Origin of the sequence: Oceanispirochaeta sp. M1 (genome assembly GCF_003346715.1) — a bacterium.
In the GTDB taxonomy this organism is placed as follows: Bacteria; Spirochaetota; Spirochaetia; order DSM-2461; family DSM-2461; genus Oceanispirochaeta.
In genome coordinates this window covers 89073-109163 of the sequence record NZ_QQPQ01000019.1, presented here as the reverse complement: position 1 = coordinate 109163, position 20091 = coordinate 89073, and the positions used below count along the sequence as shown (strand labels likewise).

Genomic DNA, 20091 nt, shown 5'->3' with positions numbered 1-20091 from the left:
CTGTCCAAACGTTGTAGTATGATGACTCATAGCCGATTTCCTTTTGTTGTATTGTTTTAGTCGACTTAAGAATAAACGGAGATCGGCTTTTATAAAACCCCTTTCAAATTATCTTGGACAGCTGTGATATTGGATGTTAATAGTATAGTAATAGTATAGTGATTTTCATACGTAAATGCATAAAAACAAACATGAATTAAGGATGTAACGGTTAAATTATTACAATTAATTCGTACAGTGTAAAAAATAATTGTAGATAGATATTCTATAAAAATCATAGATTTAATAACTTTTTTGAATCGCTGTGGGGGTTCTGTTCGTATTGTTGTTCTCTGCTCTTTTTTCCATAGCTTTACTTGCTGGCTGTCTTACCCCGGAAAATCAGAAAGCCCTGTTACCCGGGATACAATATGCCGGGTAACAGGTTATTACATAGTATCTTCCCAGGTCATACTTTTATAATGAGACAGAGACTTGTCATGCCTTGAAGCGAATGCTCCAGCCGCCAGGTCCCTTCCTCAGCCCTGACTATCCGGACCGGTTCCGGCTCTCCTGATTCCCTGGATATCAGGCAGGCTTCGCCGGCCTCAAAGGGGAGTAACAGATCGATGTGGTCATGAGCATCGGAGCCGAAGTTCGTCAGCAGAAGGACCTGACTGTCTCCACTGTCAAAGTGATTAACAGTAACATAGGGGAGATCCTTCACCATAACCACTGCGGCACGACCAGTCTCCTTCAACAGCTCCTGCAGTATTTCCTGCCGGACGGGATTCAGCAGAAAAAGATATTCATCTCGGATTCTCCCAAAGGGAAAAATGATCAGATTATCCCTACGCACAATTCCGGGTCCGGCGTATTCATTCCCGGGAGAACGTAACTCGGTAAAGACCTCCATCTCCCGATGATAGGAGAGTTTCAACCAATCACCCGATTCCAGAGTCTCCGACATGGCCTGAGCGGACATCCGTGCCTGGGGCAGACTTTGGTACACCCTGCCGTTGCAGACCTGCTCGAAGCTGTGACCTCCGGTGTTGAGACCCAGCCATTGGGAGGATTCCACCGGCAGCAGATGCCGAAGTCCCATATCCAGGAGAGTATCAACAGCCTCCCCGTCCAGAAGAACCTGATTGTTCTCCAGGAGATGCCGGATATCATCCTCACATAGATTCCGGAAGTACTGACCGCCGACAGCAACAGTCTGTCCCGTCACCCTCGGATCGAGACAGTACACATTCGCTATTCCGAATGAGGAGAGGTATTCGGCCCAGAAGGTCTCCCAGGGTCTCAGCCCATCTGGAGTGTCGGTACGGTCAGTCTTCAGGGTATAGGAGGAGTCGGGATCGACCATGACCCTGACACCGGTCTCCCAGGTCCGTTTCAACTCCAGCCGGGCCACTCCGTCCAGATAGGGGCGCAGCCTCTTCAGATAGGCCTGGTTATTCTGTCTCTCCGCAATGCCGTTGCCGATCATATCAGAGATATTGATGGTAATCCCCTCGCTGCACAGAGCGAGGGAGGCCTCGATCTGAAAGGCGGCAAAAGTGTGGGATTTGGAGAAGGTGGTATGGGGAAAGTTATCCAGCTCCGGCCAGAGTTCCGTCTCTGCAGAGAGAAAGGCGGCGGTGAGGCGGGAATAACGCTGAAATTCCAGGCAGTACCGCGGACCGGCGATCTCCCGGTAGGCGGGCAGATGTGGCCTGTTCAGAGGACGATTTACGCCGGAAAAGTTCGTCATTACGGCCTTCCAGTCCCGTCCTTCCACACAGTGGGCCTGGGGAGCGCTGCTCATCAGACCGATTCTGGTACGGGGCGCTGCAGAGCGGACCGCCTCGCCAATGGCATGAGAGAACTCCGACATCGTCCGCCTCATGGTATCGAGCCAGACTTTGCGTGAAGGATGGACCTTCCCAGGTTGAAGCATTTCCCGGACAAACTCCTCCCTGTTCAGCTCCCGGCCCGCGGCTTCCGAAAAGCGTTTCATATGCTCATCACAGAAACAGCCGCCCCAGGCCAGGGGAGCATGGTTATGGATACGAAAGTCGTCCTCCACCCAGAGGATGTCAAATCCGAGCTCTGCATAGCGGGTATACATCCCGGTCAGGTAGTCCAGAAAGCTCCTGTCCAGGGGACAGGCAACAACAGCGGCGCTCTGCCCTTCAAAGTCACGCATGGTTGTGAATTCCTGGCCGGTTTTGAGTGTCCGTCCCCGGTCAGTATGAACTGTAGTGGTCCAGGGATTGAGTGAAAAAAGGAGACCCTCCTTTTTCAGCCGATCCTTGAAGGACTTCATCATCTCCAGCCAGGGTTCAGTTTCTTCCACCGTAAGATGACCCTGGTTGATCTCTTCCATATTCATATGAAACTGAATATCGTCAATTCCCGCCTCGCGGCAAAAGCCGACAAGATTTTCCAATTTTTCATCACTGTGAAATCCCGGACAGATTCCTATCCGGAGACTGTATGTAAATTTACTCATATCCTATCCCTTGATCCCGCCCAGTGTGATGCCGTCGGTCAGTTTTTTCTGTACTGATGCGTAGAAAATCATGGTGGGCAGCATGACAATCACCAGCCCCGCGAACATGGCACCCCAGTTGGTGGCGTACTTCTGTATCTCCATCAGATTTTTCAGCCCCACCGAAAGGGTCCGTTTTCCGGGAGTCGTCAGCAGGGTCAGGGCCAGCATATACTCATTCCAGAAGGTCATAAAACCAAAAAGGCTTACGGTGATCAGGCCGGGCTTGGCCATGGGCACGATGATCCGGTAGAGAATCATCATTGGGCCGCATCCGTCTATATTGGCGGCGTCCTCGTATTCCCTGGAGATCCCCTTCATGAATCCCGACAGCAGGTAGACATTGAAAGGAATCGCCGTCGCCGCGTAGACCGCACAGAGCATGAGACGGTTATCCAGGCTATTTAAATTTTTAAGCAGGATGAACAGGGGAACCACAATGTAGTTGGCATTGATAAACAACCCCGCCAGTACCAGCAGATTTATCATCTTCGAGCCGAAAAACCGTTGCCGGGCCAAGGCATAGGAGGCGGGAACCACCAGGAAGAGCAGAAAAGCCAGGGAGACGAAGGTAACAGCAATGGAATTGATAAAGTACTGCCCCATATGTGCCTTCTGTACGGCGTTGACATAATTTACAAACTGGAGTTTTGCCGGCAGTATCCAGGGGGAGCGGAGGAATTCTGCACTGGTCTTAAAAGAGGTGATAAAGGCCCAGAGAATCGGCCCCGCCACAATGATACTAATCAGAAGCATCACAATCCGCATCAGGTTGTCATAGATTATACGTTTTACTTTAGCCGTATTCACATCAGTTCTCCTTTTTACCAGTCAAAATGTTGACGACGATAGCCAGAAACAGAGAGAACAGGAAAATGAATACCGCCACAGCCATAGAGTAACCGAAGTTGGCATTGGTGAAGGCCTGGCGGTACATATAAGAAAGCAGCACCTCGCTGCTGTAGTTCTGACTGGTATTGGTCATGACACTGACCACAAGAAAGCTTGTGGACAGTGTGGAGGCGATGAAAAACACCAGTGTCACACGGATGATTTCCCAGGTCAGTGGAACGGTGATGGCAAAGAACTGACGGAACTTCGATGCACCGGCGATGTCCGCCGCCTCGTACACATCCCGGGGAATGGAATCCATGCCGGCGATGTACATAACCATATAGTATCCGAAGGCCTGCCAGATCATGGCGGCCGCGATGGCCCAAAGAACGGTTCCCGACTCCCCCAGCCAGGCATGGCACCAGGAGTCGAGCCCAAACAGCTTAAGCAGGTTGTTCAGAATCCCCGTACTGGGAGCATAGATGTTTTTAAAGAGAGTACCAATTACAACAAAGGACAGGACGTTGGGAAAAAAGAACAAAGTCCTGTAGACATTCCTCTCTTTCAGCCTTGTTTTGGTCAAAAAGAAAGCAAGAAAGAGGGAAAGAGCCATAGTGATAACCGTTACCACCGACATCAGAAAAATGGTATTACGGAAGGCAAGCCAGAATACACGGTCATTCATCAGATTGGCAAAGTTTTCCAGACCGGCAAAGCGCTTGTTGGGAGACAGACCGCTCCAGTGGAATAGAGAATTTCCAAAGACGTTTAAGGTCGGATAGATCATGAAGGTCAGATAAAGAATGAGAGATGGCAGAATGCAGTAGGCCAGAAATCCCCGGCGGCGCCACTCCCCTTTCGTCTGACCCTTGATTGTTCGATTCAGAGTTTTCACTTTTATTATTACCTTTAGGGATGAAAGGAGCAGGAAATTTCCCGCTCCTATTCAAAGAACTGTTGGATTATTTAACCAGATGGTCCTTGACCTGTTCACTTACCTCTTCGGTGTGTGCTATCCACTGGTCGACCGATCTCTTGCCGGTCATTATATCGCCGAGCTGGTTAAAGAACTCATCCCGGGGAACCAGGGAGGTTTCTGCAACCACTCCGAAAGGCTGTCCCAGCAGGGGCTGATACCCTTTGGTGAAGATCTGATAGGACTCATAGGTGGCGGGAGAGACAGTTCCCTTGAGAAATTCGGCGGCCCCAACCACGGGGGGTACACCTTTGGCCAGTTTTGCATTCAGCTCGATGGCTTCATAGGAATACTGGAAGGCCAGGAACTTCTTGGCCAGTTCGACGTTTCTGGCTGCCGCAGGGATGTAGATCTCTTCAAAGGTGGAGAAGACATACTTATCCTCATTCGCATCCAGAACGGGAGGGGCACAGAAACCAAACTCGAATCCATCCTCCCGGGGAGCGTCTGCCATTTCACCTTCGACCCAGGCGCCGTTGGGATGGAGCAGGGCGTTGCCCAGAAGCCATTCGCTCTGAGCCTGAGTGTGATCAAGGGCCACGGTACCTTCCATCAGATACTCATCGATTCCTATGCGGGCGATGTTATCCAATACTCTGCGGATGGCAGGATCTGTCCAGGCGCCGGCTTCGTAGTTGGCACAGTCAGTGAATCCCTCAAGACCGGTGGCGGCCGCGATGGCGGGATAGATCAGACTCTCGTTATAGGAGGGGTAGATTCCCTGATAAGTATAGAGAGAGCGGTCCAGCTGTTTCGCTTTTTCGCCCAGGGCAAAGAAGTCATCCCAGGTGACGGGAGCTGTCAGACCGTTGGATTCGAAAAAGTTCTTGTTGTACCACAACCCCATGGCAGAGTAATACATGGGTGCCAGATAGACCTTTCCGTCGCCGTAGGGCTGACAGAGGGAATTGTCGAGAAAACCGGGGAGGATGCGCTCTCGAAGGCCGTCAATCACGTCGGTGATATCCACCAGGGCCCGGTCCTTGATCAGAGCCTGGGCGACACCGGAGTTATTGCTGGTGGACATATAGATGAAATCGGGGGGATTGCCTGCCAGGATATTGGGGCGGATGATATCGCCGATTTCGGGGTTTGCAGTGACATTGACGGTAACACCAGGATTTTTTTCCTCAAAGGCAGTGGCTACAGCGTCCCAGTAGGCCCGTCCATATCCACCTTCGAATACGGCGATCTCGAGGACAGTGCCTTCCGACTGACCTGCTGCGTCGTCCTGTGAACCGGCTGCGAATGCCATGGACACGGACATGATGAGTGTTAAAAACAGTAATAAAAGTTTTTTCATTTCAACTATTCTCCTTTGTTCCGATGTGCGGAACTGTGTTTATTATATGATCCATCCAGTGGCCTGGAAATCGACTAAGCGGAGAAGTTGATTCACTTTTCAGGGAGAGACTTCCCTCCAGATGCACTATTCATCCCGATCCTTGTCGGATCCTGCGCTAAGGGATTTAATTCACTTCAATCCGGTTAAAAAATTCTTGCTCCCGACTGATAAGGATGTATACTATCGCATATTTCACTGCATTTCAGGGCGGTACAGCTGATAAATTTAAAGGTTCGTAAATTCATACGCAGAGTTCCCATCTCCCGGCGCATCCTCCTTCTGGTCTTTCTGGGCAGCATAGTGCCGATTCTCATGGCCAATCTCTTCGCCTACTCCCAGGCCCGTTCCGCCGTCGTCCGGACGGCAATGGAATATAACATAAAGATGATGGGGCTGATCAAACAGAATCTGAGGCTCAGCAGCGACCGGGGCCGTAACTTCGTGGATGAACTCCTGGTGGACCCCCTACTACGGACAGCCCTGCGGGATTTCGAGTCCCTGGATGACAGTGAGAAGAACAATATGATCAGGGAAATAGCCAGGGCGGTCAGACTGAAAGTCAATATGCTGGAATACATTGAAGACACCAGGCTGGTCACCCCCGACAACACTCAGATATACTCCCTCTCTCACCGATACATCCACCCGGAAATCCTTAACGAAGACTTCCTGAAAATCCAGAACAGCAGCCGGAATGAACTCTGGTATTTCTCAGACAGAAAGGGACGGCCGGTGATTCACCTCTCCCGCAAAATCATTCATATCGGGACTCTGGAAGCCCAGGGCTACCTGCTTCTGACAATCGATATGGCGCTGATCAACAATCCGAAGATCCGATTCACCGGCTACGACCGGCTGCAACTGATGCTGATCGACCCCTTCGGCAACACATTCCACTATGGAGAGGACACAAGCAGTCAGCTGGATCAGACAGTCATTGAGACCATCACAACCGCCGAGCAGACCGGTTCCATAACCCGCTTCACCGGGGACAAGAAACAGTTCATCTGCTATTTCCGGGATCCCGATCTGGACTGGACCGTGGTGTCCTACATACCCTATACAGACCTTTATCTCTCTGCAGAGAGCATCCTGTGGACCACCATCCTGATGGCGGCCCTCCTGCTGGGGATCTGCCTGGGAATTTCCCATATTATAATCAGAAGCATAACCCAGCCCCTGAATGCCCTGGTCAATTCAGTAAATCGGGCATCAACCGTGAAATTTGACACCCCCCTGGCCGATGAGGCGGACGATGAACTGGGATATATGGCCAAGGCGTACAACAATGTCGTATTGGAGGTAAAGGATCTCATCACTCAGGTTGAGGGAGAACAGATTGAAAAGAGAAAAGCCGAGGTGAAGATGCTTCAGGCACAGATCAATCCCCACTTCCTGTTCAACACCCTGGACAGTCTGCGCTTCGCAGCCACCATGAGTAACGCTTCGTCTGTGAGCGACGGTCTGTCAGCCCTTTCCCACCTGCTGCGGAATTCCATTGTCAGCAACAAACCAGTCATATCAATGGAACAGGAGGTGAAGAACATCCGGGATTACTTGACCATACAGGCCATCCGCTACGGCAACTGCATTGACTTTAGCGTCTCCCTGGACGGCATGATTACGGGAGCAAAGATCATGAAACTGCTGCTCCAGCCGATCGTGGAAAACTCTGTTATCCACGGCCTGAAAGACGACGACAGCGATATCCGTATCACCCTACACGCTACCATGCGGGAGGGGATGACTGTGATAACCATTTCAGACAACGGTCGGGGTTTCGATCCCGAAGAAAAGATAGACCGGAGTACCAACCGGTTTAAAAGCAGTAAATTCTCGGGTATCGGTCTGGAAAACGTGAGGGAACGGCTGAGACTGCAGTATGGTGAATCCCAAAGATTCAGCCTCGAGAGCCGGCCTGGAGAAGGCACCACGGTACGTATCGCCTATAGCTGGGAATTGGTCGAAGGAGCACAACATGTATAAAGCGGTCATTGTGGACGACGAAAAGATCGTCCGGGTCGCACTGAGAACCATGGTTGACTGGGAGTCCGAAGGCTATGAGATCTGCGATGCCGCAAATAACGGTGCAGCCGCCCTGGAAACAATCCGGCTTCACAACCCCGATCTTGTAATTACCGACATAGTCATGCCCGGCATAGATGGACTGGATCTGATCCGCTCGGCACGGGAATCAGGTTTTGACGGAGAGTTCATAATTCTGACCAACTACCAGAATTTCAACTACGCCATCGAGGCACTGCACAATGAGGTTCTGGATTATATCATCAAAACGGATATCTCCGTCGAGATTATGGGCAATGCGGTCCGAAAGGCGAAGGCAAAGCTTGACAGCCGCCGCAGCTCTGTCCTCCCGGAAACAAAGCAGCCGGGACCGGAAAAAGAAGACATGGAACGCCTCCGTCGGCATATTAGCGATCCGGGGACCCCTTTCGACCTCTCAGAGTCCTGCCTCGGCCTATACACCTTCCTCCCCTCCTTCCTGAACAGCGATCCACTGGACATCCCCTCGGGCACCCTGAGAAATGTAGTGAGCGAGGCGGCAAAGGAACTGCAGAGCAGCCTGATCCCCATCGCTCCCGATGTTCTGCTCATCCTGCTTCCCGGTAAGTTCGCCGCCGAGCTGATAGAACCGGAGAACCGAACTCTTCTGCAGATACGGAAACTGGTCAGACTCTACATGAATACAGAATGCGGATTCGTACTCACCTCTCCTCTGGGAGGATCAGAAGATCTGGATGCAGTCCTGCCCCGCTGCCGCACAGCTGCCCAATCGGTTCTCTACGACGGCTTTGAGACCCTGATCCGGGAAAACAGCGCCGATTCCTTCTTCCCCGGAGATCTGAAGGGTAAAAAAATCTACGCAGACTTTACCCACCTGATCAACGAGTACCGTTATGAAGAGGCGAAACAGTACATTCGTGATACGGTGGAACACTGTAGAAAAGAGCGGATCTGCCCCGGGACAGCCACCCGCCTCCTCCGCTCCATCCTCCGACTGCTCCATATGGACTACGGAGTCTGGTTTTCCGAAGAGGAACAGGTACCTGCTGCCCGTCCAGCCACTCTGGAGCAGTACAGGCAAGCCATCGAAGCCAAGGCGGATGAGATCCGCAGCAACAAGATCGACTTTTCCGAAACTACCTGCCGGGGAGAGATTCTCCGGATCGACCGCTTTATCCGAGCTAATCTGGAGCACCGGATCACACTGTCTGTGTTGAGCAGCAGCATCAATATCTCGGAGAACTATATCAGCCGTCTGTTCAAGGCCGAAACCGGGATCAACATCATACAGTATATCAATCTGATCAAGCTGGAGAAGGCAAAGGAGCTGCTGCTGATTAAGGACAACACAGTCAAACAGGTCTCCTTCATGGTAGGATACGACACCCCCTCCTACTTCAACCGACTGTTCAATAAGCTTTACGGCATAAACCCCACCGACTATATTCAGATGATCGGGCAGCTGGGCTGAATAGTGCATTAATCAGACAATATCCTCGATTCCTTCTGTGAAGAAGGGCATTTACAATTAACTCCGAATCAAAGGAGATAAACTATGCAGCCGACACCCCAATGCAACCTTAATTTCACTCAACCTATAACATCCTGGGATGAAGCCCTCCCTCTGGGGAACGGCCTCATGGGAGCGCTGATATGGGGAACAGGCAATCCCCTCCGCTTCAGCCTTGACAGGGTCGACCTCTGGGACAGAAGACGGCATCCCAATCTGGATCATCCCGATTACACCTTCGCCCATCTGAGATCCCTGGTAAAAGAGGGAAAGCAGAAGGAGATCGACCGTTTCTTCGAAGCGCCCTACCTCTCTCCAACGCCCACAAAACTGCCCGCCGGACGGCTGGAATTCCGTATGGGAGAAGATTTACAAGTACGGAATACACTGGATATAGGGAGAGCCGAAGCATCGGTATACCTGAGCGGGCCGGCCGGGGAAATCCGGGTAGACTCCTTCTGCCACGCCGTCACTGGAACCGGCTTTATCCGGATCTCCGGTTTGGATCAGGAGATGGAACCGGATTACAGCGTTTTGAACCCGCAGTTCAACTTCAATCAAGGGAAGAGACAGGACGGGATCGAGGTGGACTCGGTTGCCACATCCCCCCTGAAGGTCCTCACTTACCCCGCCCCGGAGATCCAGGACTCCGGCTCCCTCCGTTACTATATACAGGAAATCAGCAGCAGCTTCCGCTACGGGATCTTCACAAAGCTGGAGTGGAGCGGAGAAGACTGGCTCATTGTCTACCGGATAGTCAGCTCCGACGACAGCGATGACTTAACCGCTTATGCCGAAGGTCTTCTGGACCAGGCCATTGCATCCGGCTATGACAGCGCCTTTGTGGACCACCGGGAGTGGTGGCGTACCTACTGGGAGAAGAGCGCTGTCCGCCTCCCCGATCCTCTGTTCGAAAAGAACTGGTATCTGGCTCAGTACTTCCTGGGATCTGCTTCCAGGAAAGGATTTTATCCCATGCCCCTTCAAGGAGTCTGGACCGCCGACGACGGCAATCTTCCGCCCTGGAAGGGGGATTACCACCACGACCTGAACACCCAGTTTGCCTACTCCTGCTATCTCAAGGCCAACCACAGGGAGGAGGGAGAGAGCTTCCTGGATTTCCTCTGGGACCTCCAGCCGAAGGCCAGGGAGTTCGCCCGACGGTTCTACGGCGCCGAAAAAGGGTCCAGCCTTCCCAGTATGATGACCCTCGACGGGGAAGATCTCTCGGGCTGGGTGATGTACGCATACTCCCTCACCAGCCAGATATGGCTCAGTCAGCTCTTTGAACGCCATGCAGTGATGACCGGGGACGAAGATTTCCTCCGAAACCGGGCCTACCCCTACATGAAGGATGCCGCCGAATTCGTCCTGTCTATGACAGAAGAGAACAATGAGGGGCAGTATGTGCTGCCTCTATCGGCCGCTCCGGAGATCCACGACAACGGCCCTGAAGCCTGGCTCACTCCGAACACCAACTACGATCTGGCCCTGATGCGCTGGCTCTTCGACCGACTGGCGGAACATGCCCGGACCATAGCCCCCCTTGAGGAAACCCGATGGCGGGATATTCATGAGAAGCTTCCCCCCCTGGCGGTGACAGACAGCGGGGTTCTTATGCTCAGCCCTGACGAAGAACTGAAGGAGTCGCACCGCCACTTCTCCCAGCTCATGGCGGTCCACCCCCTCCGCCTCCTGAACTACTCTTATAATGAGGATAAACGGATCATCGATGCCTCGATCCTCGACCTGGAGCGCCTGGGCAGCGGCATGTGGGTTGGTTTCTCCTTCACCTGGATGTCCCAGCTCTATGCCATAGCAAAAAACGGTGAGGGGGCGGCATTCCAGCTGGAGCTGTTCTGGCGCCATACCTGCTCCCCCAACGGATTCCACCTTAACGGCGACTTCCGGAACAGCGGGATCTGTACCTGGCACTACCGGCCTTTCACCCTGGAGGCGAACCTCTTCGCCGCCGATGCACTGCAGGAGATGCTGCTTTACAGCGAAAAGGGAGAGATGGAACTCTTTCCCGCTCTGCCGGAACGGTTTCGGAAGGAGATCACTTTTGAAGGATTTCTGGCTGAAGGAGGTGTGACCGTAGGAGCCCGTATGGAAGACGGAAAGATCACGAAACTGGATCTTGTCCCCTCCCGTTCCGTGATAGTGAAACTGCGCGGCTGGACGGCGCTGAAACACTTGGCCCATACCATACCGGGTAGGATCACAGAGATGGGAGACTACGCCGTGATTGAAATGGCACCGTGACTGCTGAGTGAAAAGGTCCTCAGGGGATACAGAAAAAACTAGTGTCCCATTGAAAATACATTTTTCCAGCCCCCTCTTTGAATCATTACACGACTTCCACAAGTAAAAGTAATGACGGAGGCCCTATGAATCATATTACAGAACTGGCTCATGAATGCTTTGGTATCGACTATCTCTTCCCCTACCAGCACCTTGTAATCACCAACATTCTCCGCCGGGCAGGATACTTCGGAGAAGAGGAACAGGAGGAAGCACCCCATCACCAGGTTGTTCTACTCCCCACAGGAGCCGGAAAGAGTCTCTGCTTTATGCTCCCCGCCTTAATTCTCGATGGACTGACTATTGTAGTCTTCCCTCTTCTTGGTCTGATGGCAGACCAGCTTCGCCGGGTGGAGGAAGCGGGAATGAAGGGAGCCCTCTTAAAAGGAGGGATGGATAAGGCTTCAAGGGATGCGCTATGGAAAGGAGTACACGACGGAAGTACACAGATGCTTCTGACCAACCCGGAGATGCTGATTCTGCCGGAAGTACAGAGACATCTGCAAGAAGTTAAAATAGCCCATCTTGTGCTTGATGAGGCTCACACCATTCCTGAATGGGGCGAGTCCTTCCGTCCGGCCTGTCTTGAACTGGGAAAGGTTCTCCCGGAACTGGGAGTGGATCAGATCACCGCATTCACAGCGACAGCCTCCCCTTTGATTCTTGATAAGATTAAATCCATCCTCTTCTCAGATCTCAGCTTCAATCTTGTAAGAGCCAATCCGGACCGGGTCAATATTTTTTATAAGGTTCTACCGGTCCTGTCCCGGATGAGAACCTTGACAGAACTAATTCCACAGATAGAACGACCGGCTCTTATTTTCTGTTCCAGCCGCAGACAGACTGAACAGTGTGCCCTCTACCTCAGGCAGAGGCTGGATGATCAGGAGATTCGCTATTATCATGCGGGCCTCTCCAAAGAGCTGCGCAGTGAACTGGAGGACTGGTATTTCAATTCAGACTCAGGAATACTCTGCTCGACATGTGCCTATGGAATGGGCATGGATAAATCGAATATCCGTACGGTTATCCACTTCACCCTCCCCTCCTCGGTGGAAGCCTACCTGCAGGAGTCGGGACGGGCCGGGCGGGACCGGCAGCCCTGCCGTGCAATACTCCTCTACCATCCTGAAGACAGGTATCGGGAGGCTGAAAATCCAAGAGCGGATCTCAGAGAACGTTATGAAAAACTTCTTACCTTTGCAGAAGATTCAGAAACATGCCGTCGAGAATCTCTTTTAGCCATTCTGGAAGCAGAGCCTGAAGATTGTGACAGCTGTGATGTGTGCCGGGGAACTGTCATGATAAAAGATCCTGTGGAAGATCTTGTGACCGAGATCGTCCAAAGGTACCGGAAACGATTCACTTCAAGATTGCTCCGTGATTTTCTCCTGGGACGAAACAGCCGGGAAATAAGACAGGGATACTGGTTCAGGGCTTACGGCTTCGGCAGTCTGAATGACTGGAATCCCGATGATGTGAAGGAAGTTATCAGTGGAGGAATCTCTATAGATAAAATAAGAATGCGGTCCAAGGGTAATGGAGAGGAAAATAACGGAAGATTGATTTTTTCAGGATGACTCTATTCTAAAGATGATAATCCATTAGGTTCAATCTAAAGGACTTTATTATAAAGAGAAACCTTGGCAGCCGAATTTTCAAAGCCACCCAATTGGGGTACGATAGTAGTGAAATGCTCACTCCTATTATGGGAATCAATGGCGACCTGATCCTTCCAAGCTTCGATCATGGCAAACTTATTCTCTGCATTCAAGTTTTTATTCAGTTCATATTATTTATCAGGGCTAAGGATTGTCCGGATTCATATAATATTCAAGTCGGGGCTAATTACAGACGGTCCCATTTCAAAGGAAGCAATCTCCCCATCGAAAATCCGAAGCTCCTGAAAGAATACAGTGAAAAAGGAGGAATAGAAAATTCACAATTTCTGGAATTTATTTAAAATAAATTCAAATAATGTCATATTGTCTGATATTATAGAAGGAATTTGAGAAAGGGAGATAGAATTATGAGAAACCTTCTTTTTAATAAGCGCGATAGAAAACTGCTTGAAGAACTACCAGAGGGTGATCCTCAATCTCATTCTAAAAAAGCATATCGCCTATTTAACTATCATATGCACCCCCGAGGTATTAAAGAACTTGTGAATCCCAAAGGTATAAGGGTCGCAAATCTCATGAGAAATCTGTTGTATACCCTGGAGGAAGGTAACCCCGAAGACCGCCTGAAGGCTCTTCATTCCCTGAGGGATGAAGTCTTTTTCAGTTCTCAGGGCTCAATGAGTAAAAACACAGCCCGGGCTCTTCTTTCGGTGATGAAGGATCTATTAAGGGAAGAAGATGATGAGCAACGACGATTGGAGTTAGCCTATGATTTTCATACCATATTGACGGGAAAACCAGCCATGGTTCGTAAATTCCTAAAAAAATATCATCTACTGGAAATGCCGGAAGAATGGAATCAATTAACATTCGATCATCATGTACATGATGCCCACACAAAGGGACGAAAGACTCCGACCCATTTAATCATGGATGCCTGGATCAAAGGGATACGTTCACTCACTGTAATCTATTACGATTTCATACCTCCGGAAGCCGCTGAGGAAATGATCACAGCGGCCTCATATATGGAGATAAACTTGAGGATCGGAATGGAACTCAAGGCCGATTATCAGGGTAAGGGAGTTTCCCTGATTTGGATTCCCAGGGGATTCACAGATGCTGAAGGGTTTCTAAGATTTATAGAGAGAACAGACGTGGCTCAGTTCATGAAGGAAGGAAGAAAGAGAAGCCGAGTACGGGAGAAAAATATATTCACCATCCTGAAGATATTCAACCAGAAGCACCGGAAACGTTTTAATAGAGATTACGGTATTGATCTTCCTGAAATAGATATAAAGGATTTTAAGAACTTCGTCGGCAATGGTCAGGCCTCCATGCTTCATCTCTCAGAATTTATATTTCAGAAAGCTCTGCCCCTGCTGAAAGAAAGACAGGCCTATTGCAATGAAGCTATGGGCGTGACTACCGGAGAAGAAAAAGAGATTCTAAAAATACAAAACAATAAGATTAACAATTGTATTTCCGAGCAGGTCTTTGATGAATATTTAAAAGAGCTTGTGTCCATTCGGGAAGAGTTCTCCGAAGTCAATGAAAAGACACCCTCCCCGGCAGAGCTAATAAAAAAATTAGACACCATGCATTCGGGTTACAGGTTGACTCTCAACCTCACAGGTCTTCATGCAGAGGATGTTCTTGTGCTGATCTACCTATGCAAAGGTCACATTTCGGGTCTGGAAATCTACAACCATAAGGATTGGGCACAGGGTTTGGACAAAGAAGTCCCCAGGATACGCTCCTTTCAGCATCCTCTAAATAATGGCAATACCATAGCATTAAAACGGGCCATACTCTCCTTTATCAAAGAATGTGAGAAATCCGATGACCCTTACAAAAAGAAGCAGATAAAGAACCTCAATCTCATACTCAATGACCTTCCCGGTCTACTCAGATATTATGAATCCCATCCCATTGCCGATCGCTGGGGAAGTGATTCCACAGGCCGTTCAAGTCAGCTCTATGGTATGGGACTAGCAGTATTGGACACCCTCCCCAGAAAGACGCAAAAGGAAATTCGAAAGAGAGACAGCCAGCGGATATTACCAATTTATCTACCAGTAAAAAGAAGACGAACCTATAGCCCATCCTTGACCAAGCGTTTTTTTAATCCCAAAGAAAATACTCCCTCATGGAGTAATGATTATCCAGATGGGACTGAGTGGTTGGCCCAACCCTACTCCACTGATAAAAAAGGGGCCAATAACGTCATAGCCCTGGGCTGGAAGCCTCAACTGGATGAGCCAGAATTTGAACAGGAACCGATCACTGAAAATCGCCAAAGCCTATCTTATAAATGGCGCTATCTAGATAGTAATATCAAAAATCTCTTGAAAGTATTTATTGGATTCATTCCGGCGTTTCTCACATTCTTCCTTACAAAAGAGTGGTGGGTGCTGGCCTATCTTGGTGCTCCCATATGGTTCGGGATTACCGGGCTTAGGAATATATTACAGTCCGTAATCGGAGGGGATAGTCTGCACCGCTCTCCTCTCCTGTCATGGAACAGTTATGTCAATTGGAGCCGGGTTTCTGATTCTTTATTGTACACAGGTTTTTCGGTTCCCCTTCTTGATTTTCTGATTAAAAACCTCCTCTTAGACAAAGGATTCGGGATAAATACTTCAAGTAATGTTTTGGCCCTGTTTGGAATCATGGCGCTGGTGAACGGGATCTATATATCCAGTCACAATTTATTACGCGGTTTGCCCCCTGCTGCAATTGCGGGAAACTTTTTTCGGTCAATTTTATCAATCCCCCTGGCCATTGCCTTCAACTTCATACTGGAGGGACTACTTAGTTCTTTAGGTGTGATTGGTGCAGCATTGATTCTACAGAAGTGGGCGGCAGTTGTTTCAAAGGCGGCCTCCGACTGTGTGGCCGGTTTTATAGAAGGCACTGCCGACCGCAACCGCAATATTCTTCTACGCCGACGAGATTATCAGAGAAAAATTAACCAAATGTACGCCTCCTTTGTAAGGATGGAACTCCTTCTCCCCGAGGAGAATGTCCTTCATCTTCTGAAAAACCCCAAAAAATTGACCAAGGCCATTAAAATTGAGGATCCTGAATTGTTAGAATCCTCTATATATGATGCGCTGGATTTACTTTATTTCTGGTACTATCAGCCTCATGCCCGCACAGAACTCAAGCACCTTGTGAAGCAAATGTCCCTTGAAGAAAGGCTTATATTTATGAGATTCCAGCATGTTCTGGAGAGGAAGAAGCTGATCTGTAATCTCTTTTTAGAGGGCTTCCTCGGCAAAAACTACAGCAAGGCAATGGCCTTCTATCTGAGTCGAGAAAATCAGTATATAGAATCATTGAACAAACTTTTAAAATACTGAGACATGTAAAGGGGGGAGAACTGTAATGTCAGGATTTAAAATTCATGCGATAGATTCCAGCATACATTATCCCCAGAATGGAAAATCTAAACAAATATTACAATCCATTCTTCAAATATATACTCTTGAATTTCGAAAGGTTTTTCTCAAAAACATCTACTAGTACAGGATCAAATTAAGTATCCCGTCCTTTTATAATTTCTTCTGCAGACTCTTCAAAACTCCAGGCGGTTTTGTACGGGCGATTTGTTGTCAGGGCATCCAGAACATCTGCAAGACGAACAATGCGCCCTAAAACAGGATTTTTCATTATTTCATAACCCAGAATAGTATGCTTCTTCATAAGCTCTGCTTCCTCTGCATCGAGCCTGAGGACTGTGACAGTTGTGATGTATGCTGTGGAACTGTTATATCAAAAGATCCAGCTGAGGATCTAATCCTTAGGATAGTTTATAAATACCGGAAGCGTTCACCACGAGACTGCTTTGTGACTTTCTTCTGGGCCGCAATAGCAATAAAATACGACAAGGGTATTGGCATAGTGCTTCAGGCTTCGGCTGTATGTCCAGATCGTATCCGGATGATGTAAAAGAGCTGGTAAAGGGATTAATTGTTACTGGTTTAATTCAGAATAATTATCTATTAAAGTAGTAGTCTAAGCTGTCTATCCACCTATTCATCATCTTACAAATAATACAGAATTCTTCATCAAAAGAATCTTGAAATAAGATTTTTAAAATCAGAAAACTCTTATTTCATTTTCAAGATATTCTGTCTCGACTCTTGCCCAAATCCATGAGGGAACATTAACTTCACCGCTCTCTTCTGCATCCGTCAACAAGTTCCTGATTAAAATATAATCAGGGTCACTTCCTAAAAGAAGGGAAACTGCATAGTAATATTGATAAATTGGATTTTCCGGAAGTCTCTTATTCAAATCGGCAAATAGATTGCATGCTGTTCCCCAATCCTCATTATCGACATAGATTAAACCTGTAATATAAAGTGCATTATTATGATACCAATTATCAGAGTTCTCTTCGGCTCCGGCTATCCTCAGAAATTTGATTGCCTCTTCAGGTTCCTTTAAAAGGTAAAGGAGTCTGCCCTTAAGATAACAGTTTTCAGGAGATTCCCGGGAGAGTGCATCCATTTGATTTAGATCATGCAATGCCTCTTCTATTCCTGAGCTTTCTTCTTGTACACGCGCTAGAATTTGATAGAAGGGATAGTATTCAGGAAATGATTCCAGATAGGGAGAAACAAATTCTATCAACCCCTTATGATCCTGATTTCTCTCATAACTCTCAAGAATCATCTGAACAATTTGTGGATGTTTATCCCAGCCTGAAGGTGCATTACTTAAAAGGGATTCTAATTCATCTGGATAGGAATTAAGCTTTTTCTCAGCATCCAGTGCCCACTCGAAGATTTCTTCCTCAGATTCCAGACTTAAAAGTGAGTCCAGATCCCAGAGTTCTACATTTATTTGGGGATCATTATCAATCCAGGGACCCGTCCAGGGGCTATTCTCTTTTTCGAATTGAACTAAAAAAGCATCCCAGGCATCTTGGGCTTTTTCAGCAGCTGTATTATATGAAAGAGACCAAAAGTATCTTCCCAATACATAAGACTGACCAAAATCGATCCAGCTTTTATACTCATCTTGAATCATTTTCTGAAATTGAAATAACTGTTTCCATGCTTCATCTTCACTGATGTAGCCCAAGGAATATCCCCAGCGTATTAAATATGTGGCTCTTCCCCAATCCCAGGCATGCAGCAAACGATCATCATAGAATTCTCTATGATACAGAACTGACTGCAAACGTCTCATCTGTTTCAAAGAGAAGTCCTCATCTAATGCTTTTTTCCAGAGAGGACCCTCCGATTCATCCTTAAGTATAGACAAAATATTCTGCATACTGCTTGATGTACCACCATCCTTCAAACCTTCAAGATTATTAAGTAGATCAGCCTCATTATGAATACCCCAGTCCTGCCCGAGAGCTCTATCTCTAAGGGATTCATATTTTGAATGTGCGAGAGGATATATGGGAAGGGTATCAGAATTAGTCTTATGTAATTCCATCATAATGCCATTTAATGAAACGGCCGCAGCTTCTTTGTTGTAATTATTAGAATCCCAGGAGAGGGTAGGAGTCTTAAGGGGCCAGGGTTTCATAAGTGAAAGACCTGTAAGCATACCATCATCGCTATAAGATTTTACGACTACTGCATAATGGTTCAGCCTTGGCAGCTCTGAAGGCCATGACCACTCCGTAATATCCTCAAGGGTTTCCTCATAGACTACAGAATCAAGTTCGACAAGATTTCTGAAATTTGCCAGTGTCAGAGTAGAAAAGGGCTCATTCCTGTCATCCACAACATCATATTCTACTAAAAGAGGTATATATCTAGTCCGCTTAGCTTCCTTATATCTATATACAGAAACAGTATAATGGTCAGCGAAGTGAACTTTAGACCAAGTAATCCCTTCCTCATTAAGTGATATTGTAAAATTGACCTGCATATTGAGACGGATAGTCTTTCCCCATAATTTATTAAGCTTGATGTTTCGTCTAATACGGCTACCATCAGATCTGTAACCATGAGCATATAGATTGATCCATACATCCTGAGGCCATTCACTCTTCTTTTCAATCTGTAAATAAGGATTAGTTCCTGTATTAAATTGCTCGAGGATTTCAAACTCTCCATCTTCGTTTTTGCTGACAATATCAAAATTCACATCACTGTTATCACGACCGTAAATTTTAAATTCAAAACGAATTGAATCCTCTCCTAATGCATTATTCTGCTGTGGTGAAAACCCTGGAGATTGGGCAAGAAGGATATCATTTTTATTATATGCAGAGATTAAAATAGCCAATCTCTGATTTTGAATAATATTGGGAGGCAGAATAAACTCGGTGTCTGTTCCTTGAAATGTGAATACTCTACTGTCTTCATTCACTCCGTTTCCCAGACTCTTGAGCCTCTGTATTTCATATGACTCATGTTGACGGGTATTCGAAAACAGGAATAAACCACCATTTTCCTGTTTATAGAATTCTTCATCCAGGTCATAGGCTTCTACCTTGTAATATTCGGCATCAGATATTGCTAACCAGGATACAAGACTCTCCCTGATAGAATGCTGTATTGAACCTGCTAGAATTAATTCGACACCCGATGGACGGGCATAATCAATGCTCATGCAGAAATTCTTACCAGGATTTTGATCTAAGGATGGGATGCAGATTGCAGTATCGCTTGTGTATTCAGGAAGAAGAGGAATTTGAACCTTTCCTCTTTGATCTGTTCTAACTTCAAGGAGATCACTACCCCAATCATCTGAATCTAAATCTAAAATAATCTGTACTGGATAATCCACTAAAGGATCAGGCCCCTTAAAAAGGGTAACATTTATTGTCTCAGAATCTGACTGTGACCATACACAAAAAGTGCTGTAAATAAAGAGAAGCAGTAAAGCGGTCTTTTTCATAAAACTATAGTATATTATTAACAATCGATAATCAAAGACTTTCGATATAATTGATACAGACAGATTGGACTTAATGCTGGTTTCGTA

General features: G+C 47.8%; 14 protein-coding genes. 6 read left to right on the top strand and 8 right to left on the bottom strand.

Features of this window, described 5'->3' with window-relative positions:
• Nucleotides 1–448: 448 nt before the first annotated feature.
• The 5 genes from DV872_RS14810 to DV872_RS26605 all read right to left on the bottom strand — a co-directional run bounded on the left by DV872_RS14810 (nucleotide 449) and on the right by DV872_RS26605 (nucleotide 5984).
• Nucleotides 449–2476 (bottom strand): hypothetical protein, encoded by a 2028-nt coding sequence (locus tag DV872_RS14810; RefSeq protein WP_114630726.1) that lies wholly within the window; start codon nucleotides 2474–2476, stop codon nucleotides 449–451.
• A 3-nt stretch (nucleotides 2477–2479) separates the two neighbouring features.
• Nucleotides 2480–3325: a carbohydrate ABC transporter permease gene (locus tag DV872_RS14805; protein ID WP_233516429.1), complete on the bottom strand. Its 846-nt coding sequence runs from the start codon at nucleotides 3323–3325 to the stop codon at nucleotides 2480–2482.
• Nucleotide 3326: 1 nt separating this feature from the next.
• The gene (locus DV872_RS14800) at nucleotides 3327–4244 is read right to left on the bottom strand and encodes a carbohydrate ABC transporter permease (protein ID WP_199563490.1); all 918 of its coding nucleotides are present in this window, start codon (nucleotides 4242–4244) and stop codon (nucleotides 3327–3329) included.
• 67 nt (nucleotides 4245–4311) lie between these two features.
• Nucleotides 4312–5628, bottom strand: a complete 1317-nt coding sequence (locus DV872_RS14795; RefSeq protein ID WP_114630725.1) for a carbohydrate ABC transporter substrate-binding protein — start codon at nucleotides 5626–5628, stop codon at nucleotides 4312–4314.
• A 185-nt stretch (nucleotides 5629–5813) separates the two neighbouring features.
• Nucleotides 5814–5984 carry a hypothetical protein gene (locus DV872_RS26605; RefSeq protein ID WP_158546989.1) on the bottom strand — a complete coding sequence of 57 codons (171 nt, stop codon included), beginning with the start codon at nucleotides 5982–5984 and terminating at the stop codon, nucleotides 5814–5816.
• On the opposite strand from DV872_RS26605, the gene DV872_RS14790 reads away from it, so the two are divergent.
• From DV872_RS14790 to DV872_RS14775, 4 genes are all read left to right on the top strand, one after another.
• Nucleotides 5983–7656 carry a sensor histidine kinase gene (locus tag DV872_RS14790; RefSeq protein ID WP_147283178.1) on the top strand — a complete coding sequence of 558 codons (1674 nt, stop codon included), beginning with the start codon at nucleotides 5983–5985 and terminating at the stop codon, nucleotides 7654–7656. The genes DV872_RS26605 and DV872_RS14790 overlap by 2 nt on opposite strands.
• Nucleotides 7649–9166, top strand: coding sequence for a helix-turn-helix domain-containing protein (locus DV872_RS14785; protein WP_158546988.1), 1518 nt, complete (start codon nucleotides 7649–7651; stop codon nucleotides 9164–9166). Before DV872_RS14790 ends, DV872_RS14785 begins: the two co-directional genes overlap by 8 nt.
• A gap of 84 nt (nucleotides 9167–9250) precedes the next feature.
• The gene (locus DV872_RS14780) at nucleotides 9251–11470 is read left to right on the top strand and encodes a glycoside hydrolase N-terminal domain-containing protein (protein ID WP_114630722.1); all 2220 of its coding nucleotides are present in this window, start codon (nucleotides 9251–9253) and stop codon (nucleotides 11468–11470) included.
• 125 nt (nucleotides 11471–11595) lie between these two features.
• Nucleotides 11596–13089 carry a RecQ family ATP-dependent DNA helicase gene (locus DV872_RS14775; protein ID WP_114630721.1) on the top strand — a complete coding sequence of 498 codons (1494 nt, stop codon included), beginning with the start codon at nucleotides 11596–11598 and terminating at the stop codon, nucleotides 13087–13089.
• Nucleotides 13090–13124: 35 nt separating this feature from the next.
• On the opposite strand, the gene DV872_RS27120 is transcribed toward DV872_RS14775, so the two are convergent.
• Nucleotides 13125–13295 carry a putative quinol monooxygenase gene (locus DV872_RS27120; RefSeq protein WP_304481679.1) on the bottom strand — a complete coding sequence of 57 codons (171 nt, stop codon included), beginning with the start codon at nucleotides 13293–13295 and terminating at the stop codon, nucleotides 13125–13127.
• Nucleotides 13296–13538: 243 nt separating this feature from the next.
• Here DV872_RS27120 and DV872_RS14765 point away from each other — a divergent pair, with 243 nt between their 5' ends.
• Nucleotides 13539–16496: a hypothetical protein gene (locus DV872_RS14765; protein WP_114630719.1), complete on the top strand. Its 2958-nt coding sequence runs from the start codon at nucleotides 13539–13541 to the stop codon at nucleotides 16494–16496.
• A gap of 175 nt (nucleotides 16497–16671) precedes the next feature.
• Here the strand turns inward: DV872_RS14765 and DV872_RS26600 are convergent, their stop codons facing one another.
• On the bottom strand, nucleotides 16672–16839 hold the full coding sequence (locus tag DV872_RS26600; protein WP_158546987.1) for a hypothetical protein: 168 nt from the start codon (nucleotides 16837–16839) through the stop codon (nucleotides 16672–16674).
• A gap of 113 nt (nucleotides 16840–16952) precedes the next feature.
• On the opposite strand from DV872_RS26600, the gene DV872_RS27285 reads away from it, so the two are divergent.
• Nucleotides 16953–17147, top strand: a complete 195-nt coding sequence (locus DV872_RS27285) for an RQC domain-containing protein (protein WP_114630718.1) — start codon at nucleotides 16953–16955, stop codon at nucleotides 17145–17147.
• A gap of 88 nt (nucleotides 17148–17235) precedes the next feature.
• Here DV872_RS27285 and DV872_RS14755 read toward each other — a convergent pair whose 3' ends face one another.
• A complete protein-coding gene (locus DV872_RS14755) occupies nucleotides 17236–20004 on the bottom strand; it encodes a DUF1266 domain-containing protein (protein WP_114630717.1) in 2769 nt (922 codons plus the stop codon).
• Between the last annotated feature and the right edge of the window lie 87 nt (nucleotides 20005–20091).